This window comes from Marivivens sp. ABH4_498 (assembly GCF_056160585.1).
Map to the genome: position 1 here is coordinate 165883 of NZ_JBSWXL010000004.1, position 14147 is coordinate 180029.

Annotated in this window: 15 protein-coding genes; 4 read left to right on the forward strand and 11 right to left on the reverse strand. The window is 55.9% G+C overall.

The window, feature by feature from the left end; all coding sequences use genetic code 11:
* Positions 1 to 17 precede the first annotated feature (17 nt).
* Positions 18 to 905, forward strand: a complete 888-nt coding sequence (locus ACXAGA_RS11035) for a lysophospholipid acyltransferase family protein (RefSeq protein ID WP_475117526.1) — start codon at positions 18 to 20, stop codon at positions 903 to 905.
* Here the strand turns inward: ACXAGA_RS11035 and ACXAGA_RS11040 are convergent.
* Positions 902 to 1603 (reverse strand): DUF1223 domain-containing protein, encoded by a 702-nt coding sequence (locus tag ACXAGA_RS11040; protein ID WP_475117527.1) that lies wholly within the window; start codon positions 1601 to 1603, stop codon positions 902 to 904. The genes ACXAGA_RS11035 and ACXAGA_RS11040 overlap by 4 nt on opposite strands.
* A gap of 199 nt (positions 1604 to 1802) precedes the next feature.
* Here ACXAGA_RS11040 and acnA point away from each other — a divergent pair, with 199 nt between their 5' ends.
* On the forward strand, positions 1803 to 4556 hold the full coding sequence (acnA, locus tag ACXAGA_RS11045; RefSeq protein WP_475117528.1) for an aconitate hydratase AcnA: 2754 nt from the start codon (positions 1803 to 1805) through the stop codon (positions 4554 to 4556).
* A 35-nt stretch (positions 4557 to 4591) separates the two neighbouring features.
* Here acnA and ACXAGA_RS11050 read toward each other — a convergent pair whose 3' ends face one another.
* Positions 4592 to 5680 carry a Hint domain-containing protein gene (locus tag ACXAGA_RS11050; RefSeq protein WP_475117529.1) on the reverse strand — a complete coding sequence of 363 codons (1089 nt, stop codon included), beginning with the start codon at positions 5678 to 5680 and terminating at the stop codon, positions 4592 to 4594.
* 191 nt (positions 5681 to 5871) lie between these two features.
* On the opposite strand from ACXAGA_RS11050, the gene ACXAGA_RS11055 reads away from it, so the two are divergent.
* The gene (locus ACXAGA_RS11055; protein ID WP_475117530.1) at positions 5872 to 6336 is read left to right on the forward strand and encodes a DUF7684 family protein; all 465 of its coding nucleotides are present in this window, start codon (positions 5872 to 5874) and stop codon (positions 6334 to 6336) included.
* Here ACXAGA_RS11055 and ACXAGA_RS11060 read toward each other — a convergent pair.
* Genes ACXAGA_RS11060 through yajC form a run of 9 tightly spaced genes read right to left on the reverse strand, consistent with a single transcriptional unit; the run spans position 6333 to position 12358 of the window.
* Positions 6333 to 6872 carry a DsbE family thiol:disulfide interchange protein gene (locus tag ACXAGA_RS11060; RefSeq protein ID WP_475117531.1) on the reverse strand — a complete coding sequence of 180 codons (540 nt, stop codon included), beginning with the start codon at positions 6870 to 6872 and terminating at the stop codon, positions 6333 to 6335. The genes ACXAGA_RS11055 and ACXAGA_RS11060 overlap by 4 nt on opposite strands.
* Positions 6865 to 7011, reverse strand: coding sequence for a heme exporter protein CcmD (gene ccmD, locus ACXAGA_RS11065; RefSeq protein WP_475117532.1), 147 nt, complete (start codon positions 7009 to 7011; stop codon positions 6865 to 6867). Before ccmD ends, ACXAGA_RS11060 begins: the two co-directional genes overlap by 8 nt.
* On the reverse strand, positions 7008 to 7739 hold the full coding sequence (locus tag ACXAGA_RS11070) for a heme ABC transporter permease (protein ID WP_475117533.1): 732 nt from the start codon (positions 7737 to 7739) through the stop codon (positions 7008 to 7010). Before ACXAGA_RS11070 ends, ccmD begins: the two co-directional genes overlap by 4 nt.
* A 23-nt stretch (positions 7740 to 7762) precedes the next feature.
* A complete protein-coding gene (ccmB, locus tag ACXAGA_RS11075; protein ID WP_475117534.1) occupies positions 7763 to 8419 on the reverse strand; it encodes a heme exporter protein CcmB in 657 nt (218 codons plus the stop codon).
* Positions 8416 to 9030 carry a heme ABC exporter ATP-binding protein CcmA gene (ccmA, locus tag ACXAGA_RS11080; protein WP_475117535.1) on the reverse strand — a complete coding sequence of 205 codons (615 nt, stop codon included), beginning with the start codon at positions 9028 to 9030 and terminating at the stop codon, positions 8416 to 8418. Before ccmA ends, ccmB begins: the two co-directional genes overlap by 4 nt.
* Entirely contained in the window at positions 9030 to 9383 is a 354-nt protein-coding gene (locus tag ACXAGA_RS11085; RefSeq protein WP_475117536.1) for an Mth938-like domain-containing protein, read from the reverse strand. The genes ccmA and ACXAGA_RS11085 overlap by 1 nt, the downstream gene beginning before the upstream one ends.
* A gap of 46 nt (positions 9384 to 9429) precedes the next feature.
* A complete protein-coding gene (gene secF / locus ACXAGA_RS11090; RefSeq protein WP_475117537.1) occupies positions 9430 to 10398 on the reverse strand; it encodes a protein translocase subunit SecF in 969 nt (322 codons plus the stop codon).
* Positions 10399 to 10402: 4 nt separating this feature from the next.
* A complete protein-coding gene (gene secD / locus ACXAGA_RS11095) occupies positions 10403 to 12064 on the reverse strand; it encodes a protein translocase subunit SecD (RefSeq protein ID WP_475117538.1) in 1662 nt (553 codons plus the stop codon).
* 15 nt (positions 12065 to 12079) lie between these two features.
* A complete protein-coding gene (gene yajC, locus ACXAGA_RS11100) occupies positions 12080 to 12358 on the reverse strand; it encodes a preprotein translocase subunit YajC (RefSeq protein WP_475117539.1) in 279 nt (92 codons plus the stop codon).
* A 171-nt stretch (positions 12359 to 12529) separates the two neighbouring features.
* On the opposite strand from yajC, the gene ACXAGA_RS11105 reads away from it, so the two are divergent.
* Positions 12530 to 14095: a pentapeptide repeat-containing protein gene (locus ACXAGA_RS11105; RefSeq protein WP_475117540.1), complete on the forward strand. Its 1566-nt coding sequence runs from the start codon at positions 12530 to 12532 to the stop codon at positions 14093 to 14095.
* The last annotated feature ends 52 nt before the right edge of the window (positions 14096 to 14147 follow it).

Consider the following 14147-nt stretch of genomic DNA (forward strand, 5'->3'; position numbering starts at 1 on the left):
AAACAACAGGATCGCGCATGGCGAAGAATAAAAACAAAGGCCGCCGTACGCCGGCTGACTGGATCACCGACAAACTGTTGCGGGGGATAATCAGCGGTTTGTCTTTGCTTCCCTATGCGCGCAGGGTCCGCCTGATGGGCGCGCTGACCGAACATGTGATCGGCCCTATCGCGGGATATCGGACACGGGTTGTGAACAACCTGTCCATGATCGATCCATCGCTGGATCAGAAAACAAAACGCGCGATTGCGGCAGGTGTTTTGAATAACACAGGTCGGACCCTGATCGAAAATTACTCGGGCGCGGAATTCGGTGATCATTTGCAGAATTCCGAAATTATCGGGGACGGACTGGATGCGGTCAAACAGGCCCATGCGGAAAATCGGCCTGTGCTGTTCGTGACGGGCCATTTCGGCAACCACGAAGCCCCGCGCCAAGTTTTGACGCGCATGGGGTATTCCATCGGCGGTCTGTATCGCCCGATGAAAAACGCCTATTTCAACGAACATTACGCGAAAACCATGACCGAAATGTCTGGTCCTGTATTTGCGCAAGGCAAACGCGGCACAGGCGGTTTCGCACGCCATTTGCGATCAGGCGGCATGGGAACGTTGTTGTTTGATGTGGCTGTCCGCGATGGCGCGATGATCGATTTCTTGGGGAAACCTGCGCGCACGGCCACATCGGCGGCCAGCATCGCATTGCGGTCAAACGCCCTGTTGGTGCCTTATTTCGGTATCAGACAACCGGACGGGCTGTCGTTCAAAATCGCTGTTGAAACGCCAATTGAACACAGTGATCCCGAAACCATGACAACCGAACTGACGCGCCGATTGGAAAAACGGATCGCGGCCAACCCCGAACAATGGTTCTGGGTCCATCGCCGTTGGAAAGAGTTTTCTTAATCCAGCTGCGCCGCCGCGACGATCACGCCTGGGCCTTGCTCTTGTAACAGAATGACGATCGGATTGTCGGTATCAACCGTCATCGAAATGTCCAAAGGCGCCTGCGCCGCCCAATCCGCGACGTCATCCCAGCTTTGAACGATGTTGTGGTATTCTACTGTTTTTCCTGCGTTTTCACCGCTTTGGATGTCGACGTTTGCGTTGGGCACATAGGACACCACCACCACATCCAACGCCTTGGCAAAGCTTTGCGCTGACACGGCTTGAACCCGCAGGGTATCGCCTGAACGGCTCACGGTGAGCTCTGCACCGCCCTGCATATCGGCGGCGTCGCGTATTTGGTCGGCCAACTGCATCGGCTCTGCCCCGACGACGTGGTTCACGCCGCCCACAACAAACTGCGGCGTGTAAATAGACCGCGCCCCCGCCTGCATTGCATAAGCTTTTTGGCGTTCTGTGAACATTGGATCGGCGAATTCGTCTTTCCAGCCGATGTAATCCCAATAATCGACATGCAGCGCCAATGCGATCACATCATCGCGCCCAGCAAGATCAGCCAGAATTTTATCCGCGGGCGGACAAGACGAACAGCCCTGCGACGTGAACAATTCAACCACCACCGGCGATGTATCCTGAGCAATCGCAGGCGCCGCAACAGACGCCGACATCAACACGGCCGATAATAGATTTCGCATCATTCATCCCACTTTCCAGTACAGAGCCGAACTTAGACCAAACCCTAGGCACACTCCAATCAACGAATTGCGAGTGTTTGACATGAAATGGCAACAAACGCGGTATACAACCGCATACAATTCGCAATTAGCCTATTGTAATGACAGGGTTACGCACTAGTTTTTAACTATAGCTACTTGCCAAAACATAAGGACGTATCAAATGCCTATTCAGGTCGGCCAAGATACCGCCAAGACCCGCCGCACTCTGACGGTTGGCGACAAATCAATTGCCTATTATTCGATCCCCGCCGCCCAAGAGGCAGGTCTGGGTGATTTCACCAATTTGCCCGCATCGCTAAAGGTGGTTCTGGAAAACCTTTTGCGGTTCGAAGACGACGGTTTTTCGGTGTCGGTTGACGACATCCGCGCCTTTGGCGATTGGGCCAAAAACGGCGGTAATAACCCGCGCGAAATCGCCTATCGCCCTGCCCGCGTATTGATGCAGGATTTCACCGGCGTGCCTGCTGTTGTGGACCTTGCCGCGATGCGCGACGGGATCAAAGCGTTGGGCGGCAATCCCGAAAAGATTAACCCGCTGGTCCCCGTTGATCTGGTGATCGACCATTCGGTCATGATCGACGAATTTGGCAACCCGCGCGCGTTCCAGATGAACGTGGACCGCGAATACGAACGCAATATGGAACGCTATCAGTTCCTGAAATGGGGCCAAACCGCGTTCCAGAATTTCCGCGTTGTGCCGCCAGGCACGGGCATTTGTCACCAGGTGAACGTTGAATATCTGGCGCAAACCGTTTGGTCGGACACAGACCAGAACGGCGATATGGTCGCCTATCCTGACACTCTGGTCGGGACAGACAGCCACACCACCATGGTCAACGGCATGGCCGTTTTGGGCTGGGGCGTTGGCGGGATCGAAGCAGAGGCCGCCATGCTGGGCCAGCCGATTTCCATGCTGATCCCCGAAGTCGTCGGTTTCAAACTGACCGGCGCGATGGTCGAAGGCACCTCTGGCACCGATTTGGTTCTGAAAGTCGTTGAAATGCTGCGCGCCCACGGCGTTGTTGGCAAATTCGTGGAATTCTACGGCGACGGTCTGGACAATCTGCCACTGGCACAACGTGCGACGATTGCGAACATGGCGCCTGAATACGGTGCGACCTGTGGTTTCTTCCCGATCGACGCCGAAACCCTGCATTACATGGAACAAACCGGCCGCGACAAAGATCGCATCGCATTGGTCGAAGCCTACGCCAAAGAAAACGGTTTCTGGCGCGGTGCCGACTATGCGCCGATCTATTCGTCGACGCTGGAACTGGACATGGGCACCATCGTGCCTGCAATCTCGGGTCCAAAACGTCCGCAGGATTACGTCAAACTGTCGAACGCTTCGAACGCGTTCATGAACGTTGTGAACGAATACCGCGGCATCGACACATCCATGGCCGCCGAAGCGATGGAGGCCGAGGCCCCAACCCCGACCGCAGTCGAAGAAAAAGACCCTCGCAAATCGCACCCCGTCGAAGGCACCGATTACGAACTGCGCGACGGTTCGGTTGTGATCGCGTCGATCACGTCCTGTACCAACACGTCGAACCCCTATGTGATGATCGGCGCCGGTCTGGTGGCGCGCAAAGCCAACGAATTGGGCCTGACGCGCAAACCTTGGGTCAAAACGTCCCTTGCGCCGGGATCGCAGGTTGTGACCGAATATCTGAACGCGGCAGGCCTGCAGGATGATCTGGACGCGCTGGGTTTCAATCTGGTCGGCTATGGCTGCACGACCTGTATCGGCAACTCTGGCCCGATTGCGCCTGAACTGTCCAAGGCGATTGCAGACGGCGATCTGATCGCCACATCTGTGCTGTCGGGTAACCGCAACTTCGAAGGCCGCATTTCCCCTGACGTGCGCGCCAATTATCTGGCATCGCCGCCGCTGGTCGTGGCCTACGCCATCGCGGGCGATATGAACATCGATCTGGCGAATGATCCCATCGCGCAGGACAAAGACGGCAAAGACGTCTACCTAAAAGACATCTGGCCCACCGACGCTGAAATCGCCGAACTGGTGGACAAAGTCGTCACCCGCGAAGCATTCGTTGAAAAATACGCGGACGTGTTCAAGGGCGATGAAAAATGGCAAGCGGTCGAAGTATCGGGCGGCGAAACCTATGATTGGCCGCCTACGTCCACCTACATCCAGAACCCACCCTATTTCCAAGGCATGTCCGCAGAAAAAGGATCCATCGAAAACATCGAAGGCGCCAAGGTTCTGCTGATGCTGGGCGACATGGTCACAACCGACCACATTTCGCCTGCGGGGTCGTTCGCGCAATCCACGCCTGCGGGTCAGTATCTGATCGAACGTCAGGTCGCGCCGCGTGAGTTTAACTCCTATGGATCGCGCCGTGGTAACCACGAAATCATGATGCGCGGCACCTTTGCCAACATTCGGATCAAAAACGAAATGCTGGACGGCGTCGAAGGCGGCTATACCAAAGGCCCGGACGGCGAACAGACATCGGTGTTTGACGCATCCATGGCCTATCAGGACCAAGGCACCCCGCTGGTTGTATTCGGCGGCGAACAATACGGTGCGGGATCGTCCCGTGACTGGGCGGCCAAAGGTACGGCGCTATTGGGCGTCAAAGCCGTGATCGCGGAATCGTTCGAACGTATCCACCGATCCAATCTGGTTGGCATGGGCGTTGTACCGTTTGAGTTCACAGGCGGCGACACGCGCAAAACGCTGAATCTGACAGGCGATGAAACGGTGACGATCATGGGTCTGGACAGTGTGAAACCGCTGCAAACCTTGCAGGCTGATATCACCTATGCCGATGGCACGACCAAAACCATCGACATCAAATGCCGGATCGATACCGCGCCAGAAATTGAATACGTCGAAAACGGCGGCGTGCTGCACTATGTGCTGCGCAATTTGGCCAAAGCCTAATAAAACAAAGCCCCGCCAATTTGGCGGGGCTTTCGTTAATGGTGTTCGAAACGGCGCGCTATAATGGGGCTATCCAGTTTTTCAAACTGACGTTCACGATCATTCGCCCACCGCAGCAATTCACATTCGCGTTTGGTCAGACACATCCGCGCGGACGGACCATAAGCGTCCCACCCCGCGTGCAACTGTGGCAGTGCGTCAAACAACGCGTCGCGGTCGGCTGGCCGGATCAAACGCAACGATTCAGGACCAGGCAACAGGCTTTCGCTCAGCATGCCGTCAGCCATGATGACCTCGTGTTGGTTTAATGCGAAATGGCAGTATTGAACCAATGCGCGGGGTTCTGGCCGGATGGTTGTGCCGTTCACCAAATGTTTGGCGGGGGCAAATACTTCGTCTGCGGCGAATAACATGTCCACGATTTCACCATGCAACAAAATGCGATGATTGGGCGATACGTAGACGGGCACATCATTATCAAACAGCCCTGCTTCGATCCGGATCGGGGCATTTTTTCCGGTGCCCAAAACGAACTGCGATCCGATCCAGCGCACCTCTTGGGGGCCGTGATCCAGCGTTTCGACAAAATCGCCGACCTTGATTTGTTCCACGGGCACGTAACCGCGCGTGGTTTCGATTTCGGTACCAGCCACATAGCAGACAAACATCTGGTCCACTGCTGAAACATGGATACCTGAATATTCAACTTCGTTCCATGTGCCCAATGTGATGCTGGTGACGTCCGAATAATGGCCCGCTGGGATTTCATTATCCAGCAAACGCACACCGTACATGCCGTTGGTGAACAGCGTCACCTCCATGTTCACAGTAAGGGTCGTGCCGTTATGAACGATGGTGGACCCTGTATACAGCGCAACCTCGTGCGGGGTCAGCGTCATTGACGGGCCTGATACGGTTTCAAAACCATTTAACGGCCCGCCGTCCAGATCTTCATCATAGATCAGACCGTCATTGTTCCAGTCATTTAGCGTGATTTCCACATAGCCGGACGGATCAACGGACAAACCATCGCCGCGGTGATCCAAATTGTTGCCGGACAGGATGTTAAACCCGGGCCAAGTGCCCGTGTAATTAAACCATCCCCAGCTTTGAACGCTCGCCATTTTTACACCATACTACTCTTTGTTTATAGTAACGGCGCGGCGGGGATCGCTTTTAGGATGAGTTGCCAAGATATGGCACAAAAATCCTTCACAACTTATCCACAGACTTATGCCTAGGCTAAGTGACTCTATCCACAGGATTCCCCCCGAATCCGGTTTGCCGAATCCACGGGTCACAGCGACTTTGGGGTATGGATATTCAATTCGCACATATGCGCCTATCGGCCGACGACGCTTACCCGCCTCTTCCTAGTGAACGGGCCTATGCAGTTGTGATCATCGCCCACGAAGAAACGTCAGCCTTCTGGCGTCGCGGGTTGGCGGAACGCATGGCAACTGGCGCCTGCGTTCAGGCGAATATCTGGGGCGAAGACAGCGAAGACTGGGAAAATGATATCAACGCAGCAAACGCGTTGTCGATCATGACCGAAGAACGCGCGGAATATTTCCCCGACATCGTGGTCAGCTGCCAATCCATGCGCCCGATTGACGACGTGTTCGATTTCGCGACAGCCCATATGGGTACGACAGAAGCAGAAGAACTATCGCTATTGATCGTTCTGGAAATCGGCACGCCCGCCTACCAGCACAATCTGCAGGCTATGGCATACCGATCTGCTGCCGAATTTGGCGCGATGGCGCGACTGGCCTGTTAATCGGCCAGCGCATTTTCCAAGGCGGGTAAAAACCGCTGTTCATAGTCCGACCCGACCAATGGGCCGATGAACCGGAACAGCACTTTGCCATCCCCATCGATGATGAATGTTTCTGGCGGCGCAGTCACGCCCCAGTCAATTGCGACCCGTCCCGACCGATCAAAGCCTGTGGCGACGAACGGATTGCCCAATTCATCTAGATAATCAGCGGATGCCGTTTCGGTATCGCGGAAATTCACGCCTACGATGCGATATCCCTGTTCGGCCAGTTCGTGCAAAACGGGGTGTTCCGCGCGGCAAGGTGGGCACCAGCTGGCCCAGAAATTCACGATGGTGATTTCGCCCGTTGTCAGCGTTTCAACCGTCGCCAATTCGGTCCCCGGCACCGATTGCGCGGGCAAAACAGGTGCATCACGGCCAATCATGGTCGATGGCATGTCATCATCGCTGCCCCAGAACATACCCGCAAAAAACAACGCGGCCACGCCTGCAAAGGCAATCGGCGGGATCAGTGCAAGTTTTGGGAACTTAGCCATTTTTGCCCTCGATCGCTGCCAAACGCGCTTTGGCTTTTTTGCTTTGACGCAGGGATTGGACGATCAATCCAACCAGCAACGTGATGGTCACGCCATAGCTGGCCCAAACGTGGAATGTGTGTTTTCCGAAATCAATCATGACTGTCTCCGATTGCGAGCCTCGAGCGCGTCTGCGCGGCGCAGGCGGATTTGCGTGTTTGTGCGGATCAAAACCAGCGCGACGAACAACAGGACAAAGCCCCCCATCGAAATGACCGAAGGCCACCAGAACGACGGGTCGATGTGCGTTTCTTTGTCCGCCGAAAAGGTCGAATCCTGATGCAACCCATTGCCCCAGAACCGCACGGCATAGCGCGACAGCAGCGCGAACAACGATCCAACGATACACAGAACCGACGTCAGGTCAGCGGCGGTATCGTTATCTTCGATCGCGGACCACAGCGCGATGTAGCCCAGATAGAACAAAAACAGGATCAGGAACGATGTCAGGCGCGGTTCCCACGCCCACCATGTGCCCCACGTCGGCTGGCCCCAAATCGCACCCGTTGCCAGCGCGATCACGGTCATCACCATGCCAATCGGCGCCGCTGATTTCGCGGCCAGTGCCGACACGTGGTGACGGCGCACGATCCAGATGATCGATGCCACCATCATCATCAGCCATGCGTTAATCGCCATCAGGGCCGATGGCACATGCACGAACAGGATTTTCACCGAATGGCCGAAATTGATCGCCTCGGGCGTTAGAAACAGGCCCCAGCACAGGCCGACAGTGATCAAAGCCAGCGATCCATACAGCGCCCAAGGCGCAATCGGAGCTGTCGTGGCCATGAATTTCTTTGGATTTGCGTATTCCCAAATCGACATCGGTTCCTCTTTCTTCGGTCGGCCTAGCGCAGGTTAACGCGCAAGGCAGCTGCGGCCGCAATAGGCAAAAGGGCGAATGCCCCCGCCGTGATCCCCGCCAGCATAACAAACGGCGTTTGCACGGCCATCGCTTCGGCACCGCGGCGGACGGCTTCGGCACCGAAAATCAGCGTCGGAACATATAAAGGTAGCACAAGCAGCGACAGCAATAGGCCACCGCGTCGCAGGCCAACAGTTAACGCCGCGCCAAACGTTCCGATCATCGACAACGCAGGTGTACCCAGCAAAAGCGAAGCGAACAAATACCCATAAGCCTCTGGTTTCATGTGCAAAAGGATACCCAAGGCTGGTGCCGCCAGCGTTAGCGGCAACCCCGTTGTGACCCAATGCGCCACGGTCTTGGCCAGAACCGCGCCCTCGAGCGGCAAAGGCGACGTGGCGAGCAGAGCCAGCGATCCGTCTTCGAAATCCAGCGCGAAAATGCGGTCCAGCGACAACAGGCACGACAGCAACGCCGCGACCCACAAAATGCCCGGTGCGATAGGTTCCAAAACGGCGCGGTCAGGGCCAACGCCAAAGGGGATCAGAACCACCACGATCAGGAAAAACGCAAGCCCCAGACCGAACCCGCCCCCTGCCCGCACGGCCAATCGCAGGTCACGAATAAACAGCGCGATCACAGGAACGCCTCGTCACTGGATCCCAGATCGTCGATGGCCGCGCGATAGGGTTCCAGATCCAATTCGCGCGCTGTCAGGCCCAGATCAATATGGGTCGCGATCACGGCAATCCCGCCGTTCGCCAGATGCCGGTTTTGGATAAAGTCCGCGAACAGTTTCACCGAAAAACGGTCCAGCGATACGGTCGGTTCGTCCAGAAACAAAACCTTGCGTTTGATCACGCCCAAACGGCCCAGCCCCAGACGGCGTTTTTGGCCCGCAGACAACGTGCCCGCAAACCGTTCGCGCAGGTCCGCCAGATCGAAATCAGTGTACACGGTTTCAGGCACATCCGTTCCATAGATATCCGCCCAAAACGCCAGATTTTCGGCCACCGTCAACTGCGCCTTAATCCCGTCGGCGTGGCTGGCATAGGCGGTGTCTTCGTCGTCTACCTGTATGTCACCCGATAACGCAGGTTGCAGCCCCGCCAACGTGCGCAGCAATGTCGTTTTGCCGATCCCATTGGCCCCGCGCAGGATCAACGCCTGCCCGTCTGGTACATCGAACGACACGTTCGACAAAACGGGGCGACCGCCACGGGCGCAGGTCAGGTTATCGACGCGCAGCATCAGATGGGCAGGATCGCCAGCGCAACGCGGCGACCTTCGGACAGAAGAACGTTAAAGGTACGGCAAGCCGCAGGTGACGCCATCGTTTCAAACGCAACGCCCGCGGTTTCCAGCGCGCTGCGCAATTCGGCAGGAATATAGGCGATGTTTTCGCCTGTGCCGATGAACACAACGTCGGTCTGATCTTTCATAGCGATCAGCGCATCGGCGTCGTCATACCCGCCCCAAGACGCAACGCCCGTCGAGGTCACAACCAACGGGCCGTTGAACACTTCGCCTCCGATACGGAAAAAACCGGGGCCGTAGCCGTCGACGGGTTTTGCATCAGTAAAGACAACTTCGTTCAGGCGCATTGCTAATCCTCTAGATGGTCAAGGGCCGCGAACGGCCCCTGAAAATTTACGTATCCATGTCCATGAACTGATTGCCCGTAGGTTTCTTTTCCTTGGACCAGTCACGTTTGACACCCAACATTAATACGATGTTCTTTGCGACATAGATCGAAGAATACGTACCAACGATGATACCCCAAGTGATCGCGAACACGAACGACCGGATCACATCGCCGCCCAGAACCAACAGCGCGATCAGCGCCAGCAGCGTGGTGCCCGAGGTCATGATCGTGCGGCTAAGGGTTTCGTTCGCAGACATGTTCAGCACATCCACCAGAGGTGTGTTTTTGAATTTAATCAGGTTTTCACGCGCACGGTCGAACACAACCACAGTATCGTTGATCGAATACCCCACGATGGTCAGCAGCGCCGCAATCGTCGCCAGATCGAATTTGATCTGGAACACCGCCCATAGGCCAATCGTCAGCGCAACGTCGTGGATCAACGCGACAACGGCGCCCACCGCGAACTGCCATTCGAACCGCAGCCAGATGTACAGAACGATGACCACCAGCGCGGCCAGAACGGCATAGACGGCTTTCTGGATCAATTCGCCCGACACCTTTGGACCAACCGATTCAACGGACGCAAAGGTGACCGCAGGATCAATCGCCACCAGCGCCGCGCGGACGTTTTCTACGATGTCTTCGGAAATGCTTTCTTGGCCTTCTTGAGCCTGAATGCGGATCATCGCAACGTGCTGATCGGCGTCAAAGGTCGGATCGAAAACCTCGGTCACGACGATATCGCCCAGCCCCAATGGTTCGATCGCGGCACGGTAATCCGACACGACGATTTCATTGGTTGAATCCGTACGGATCGTAGTCCCGCCTCGGAAATCGATGCCGAAATTCAGGCCGAACACAAAGAACGCGATCACGGACGCCACAACCAATACCGCCGACGCGCCAAAGGTGACCGAAGCAAAGCGGAAGAAATTAAAGTTGGTGTTGTCTGGAATTAAACGTAGCCGCATTGGATCACACCTCGATGGATTTTGGACGGCGGCGTTGGAACCACCAGACGATGAACAGACGGGTTACGAACAGCGCCGTAAAGACCGAGGTGACAATGCCGATCCCCAGCGTGGTCGCAAAACCGCGCACAGGGCCCGACCCGACGAACCACAAAATAGCCGCCGTCAGGATCGTGGTGATGTTCGCATCCACAATCGCGGACATAGCACGTTCATAGCCCAGTTCGATTGCGCGCGCCGGACCTTTGGCTGTTTTCAATTCTTCGCGGATACGTTCGTAAACCAACACGTTGGCGTCCACCGCCATACCCATGGTCAGTACGATACCTGCGATACCCGGCAACGTCAGCGTCGCGCCAAGGATCGAAAGCGCGCCCATAATCAGGCAGACGTTCAGAACCAATGCCACGTTTGCGATCCAGCCGAACAGGCCATAGGTCAGCCCCATAAACACCATGATCAGCGCGAAACCAACCATCGCCGCCATCTTACCCGCCTGAACGCTGTCCGCGCCCAGCTCAGGACCGATGGTCCGTTTTTCTAGGAAATCCAGACCAGCAGGCAGTGCACCTGCGCGCAGCAGAACCGCCAGATTGGTGGATTCTTCGATAGTGAACGATCCCGAAATGATGCCCGAACCGCCCGTGATCGCGGTACGAATGGTCGGCGCGCTGATGACTTCGTTATCCAGAACAATCGCGAACGGCGCACCTACGTTTTCGGATGTGTAGGTGCCGAATTTACGTGCGCCCGCAGGGTTGAAACGGAACGACACAGCAGGCTGACCGTTCTGGTCAAAGCTGGGCTGCGCATCTACCAATTCTTCGCCCGACACAACAGCGGTGCGTTCCAGCACGTAATAAACGCCGTCCTCTTCGATGGAAGGCGCTAGGAAATTACCGACGCCCGCGCTTTGGGTCGCGTCTGTGGTGCGGCCAACAACAGGGTGGAAATTCAACTGCGCCGTGGTGCCGATCCAGCCCTGCAGCTCTTCTGCAGACTTGGCACCTGGCACTTGGATCAGGATACGGTTGTCGCCCTGACGCTGAATGGTGGGTTCACGCGTGCCCGCGGCGTCAATACGGCGGCGGATGATTTCCAGCGCCTGTTTAACGGTGCGATCGTCGCTCGCCAGTTTTTCCGCATCAGACAATTCAACAGTGATTTCATTGCCTTGGGATGTGACCTTTAACGTCGAAGCCCCCGCGCCCGTCAGCGTCACAACAGGTTCGGACAAACCGCGCACCAGCTCAACAGCACGTTCGATACCAGCCGCTTCGCTGATACGGACGCGCAGAACACCGGCTTCGGACTCTTCGCGCGTGATGAACCCTACGGTGTCACGTTCAGCGGCCAGAACGTCACGAACCTCGGGCCACATGGCATCCATGGTCGTGGCGTATACCTCTTCCACGCGGACTTCGGCCAGCAAATGCGCCCCACCGCGCAAATCCAGACCTAGGTTCACAAGGTTGCTAGGCATAAACGATGGCCAAAGCGCGACATCCGCTTCGGCCTGTTCAGTGGAAATCCCACTGTCGATCAGAGCGACAGCATCATTGTGCTGTTCGACCCGACCGTAGAAAAAATTCGGCAGCGTAAAGATAACCCCGGCCATGAGGACCAGTAGGATCAAAACCTGTCGGAATCGCGAAATCTGGAGCATATCCGGGGCCTTACCTTACTTTGCTGGTTCGGTTTTATTCACTACCTGAGTGATGGTCGAACGCACAACGCGGACCGAAACGCCGGTCGCGATCTCAACTTCAACTTCGTTGTCGTCTTTGACTTTCGACACTTTACCGATGACGCCGCCTTGGGTGACAACCTGATCACCACGGCGCAGCGCAGCCACCATTTCCTGATGTTCTTTCACTTTCTTTTGCTGAGGACGGATCAGCAGGAAATACATGATCCCGAAGATCAGAATAAAGGGGACGATACCTTGAATGGCCTCCATCGGGCGCTCCTTCGTTTATTGGGTATGCGGGCCCACCCCGCAAAGTCGCGGCACGTTATTCCGCCCATGAAAGATTGGCAACCGCAGGCAGAGGCGTTCTGTTCACATACTTGCGCAATGACGGGTGATCCGCTTTAGTCGACGCACGTTTTGCGTGTGAAAGACATTTGAATGCCTGAATTTACGTTTCATTTTCCGCCCGCCAGCTATTCCGACTGGCTGCCGATTGTCCTGCTAACCATAATTGCGGGCAGTTTCGCTATTTATCGGATCATGCCGACGCCCGAAGAAAAACGCGATCCACTGATGATTCTGCAGGAAAATCTGGGGCTGACGAAACTGCCGGTGACCGTGGTTATGCTAGGCGCGGCCATGTGGGGGCTGCTCTTGATTGCGCTGGTCGGCGGATTGATGTGGACGATTGTTGATGCGTTGCTTCACATGACCCCCGCTACCTCAGAGGAGCAAACTGAGCTTCGCGGGATATTGGTCACTCTGACAGCCATGACCGCAACATTGGGTGCTGTCGTGGCTTTTCCCGTGACACTGGTCCGTATCCAACATTCAGCGAAACAGAACGACCTGACGGATGAACGACTATTTAACGACAAACTGAACGACGCATCCCAAAACCTAGCCGCTTGGCGCGAAGTGACCAAAGTTGTGGGTCACGGAAAAGAGCAGCGCGTTCTAACAACCCGCGAACCCGATCTGGTTACCCGCGCCACGGCGATTGATCGTCTGTTCGGATTAATCCGAGAACGTCCAGAGGAAGCCAGCCGCATCGCCGCAATGCTATCGCTATACGTGCGCGAACACACCGTTCAGGTCGGTGACAAAATCCCCGATGTACCCGCCGAACCAACGCCCGAAAATGCGTCGCCCGATGAACTGAGCGACTGGGCGGACGGCCTAGCACCTAAACGATCCGATTTACAAAAGGCCGTCCAAGCCATCGGCCGCATTCGCGACTTACCCAATGTGGAGTTAGAGGACACCGCCATCGACCTACGCGGCGCAAACCTGCAAGGCATGGACTTGAGCGGACTGAATTTTGGCAAGGGCAAATGGCGAAACGCGCGATTACAGGGAGCGCATCTAAACAAGACAAAATTACAGGAATCGGACCTAAGCTGGGCGCATTTGCAGGGGGCAGAATTAGATGGAGCGAAACTACAGGGGGCGAACCTAACCTCGGCGAACATGCAGAGAGCGGACCTAAGCTTCGCACAATTGCAGCAAGCGGACCTGAGGTTTGTGAAATCACAGGAAGCGCACTTGGGTTTCGCGCAATTGGAGAAAGCAAACCTAAGCGGGGCGAATATGCAAGAGTCGAGCCTATCTTGGGCGAATTTGCAGGGAGCGGACCTAATGGAGGCGAATTTGCAGGGGGCGCACCTCGAGGAAACGCAATTGCAAGGGGCATTCCTTTACATAACGAAATTGAACGGCGCGCACCTATACGGCGCAGAATTTGACACCCTCACATTTGTATCAGACGCCATTGTCAACGGTGCGTCGGTAACAAGTATAGATATAGAGAACCTACCGCAATTCGCCGAACACCTTGCCTCAATTTTTGGCGATGGGACGAACACCGTCACGCCTTGGCCCGAACATTGGCCCAAAGACGAACTTAGCTATGATGAATTCAACCGCGCATGGCGCGATTGGGTGGCGGAACATCATCCAGACGTGCTCGAATATTTACCCGATTACGCCCGCAACGCCAAATAACCCACCAAAACCAAAGGGGCCGCAGATGCGGCCCCTTCGTTTTGTTTATGCC

Coding starts and splice junctions, on each gene's coding strand:
- ACXAGA_RS11035 (WP_475117526.1), top strand. CDS start 18: ATGGCGAAGAATAAAAACAAAGGCCGCCGTACGCCGGCTGACTGGATC.
- ACXAGA_RS11040 (WP_475117527.1), bottom strand. CDS start 1,603: ATGATGCGAAATCTATTATCGGCCGTGTTGATGTCGGCGTCTGTTGCG.
- acnA (WP_475117528.1), top strand. CDS start 1,803: ATGCCTATTCAGGTCGGCCAAGATACCGCCAAGACCCGCCGCACTCTG.
- ACXAGA_RS11050 (WP_475117529.1), bottom strand. CDS start 5,680: ATGGCGAGCGTTCAAAGCTGGGGATGGTTTAATTACACGGGCACTTGG.
- ACXAGA_RS11055 (WP_475117530.1), top strand. CDS start 5,872: ATGGATATTCAATTCGCACATATGCGCCTATCGGCCGACGACGCTTAC.
- ACXAGA_RS11060 (WP_475117531.1), bottom strand. CDS start 6,872: ATGGCTAAGTTCCCAAAACTTGCACTGATCCCGCCGATTGCCTTTGCA.
- ccmD (WP_475117532.1), bottom strand. CDS start 7,011: ATGATTGATTTCGGAAAACACACATTCCACGTTTGGGCCAGCTATGGC.
- ACXAGA_RS11070 (WP_475117533.1), bottom strand. CDS start 7,739: ATGTCGATTTGGGAATACGCAAATCCAAAGAAATTCATGGCCACGACA.
- ccmA (WP_475117535.1), bottom strand. CDS start 9,030: ATGCTGCGCGTCGATAACCTGACCTGCGCCCGTGGCGGTCGCCCCGTT.
- ACXAGA_RS11085 (WP_475117536.1), bottom strand. CDS start 9,383: ATGCGCCTGAACGAAGTTGTCTTTACTGATGCAAAACCCGTCGACGGC.
- secF (WP_475117537.1), bottom strand. CDS start 10,398: ATGCGGCTACGTTTAATTCCAGACAACACCAACTTTAATTTCTTCCGC.
- secD (WP_475117538.1), bottom strand. CDS start 12,064: ATGCTCCAGATTTCGCGATTCCGACAGGTTTTGATCCTACTGGTCCTC.
- yajC (WP_475117539.1), bottom strand. CDS start 12,358: ATGGAGGCCATTCAAGGTATCGTCCCCTTTATTCTGATCTTCGGGATC.
- ACXAGA_RS11105 (WP_475117540.1), top strand. CDS start 12,530: ATGCCTGAATTTACGTTTCATTTTCCGCCCGCCAGCTATTCCGACTGG.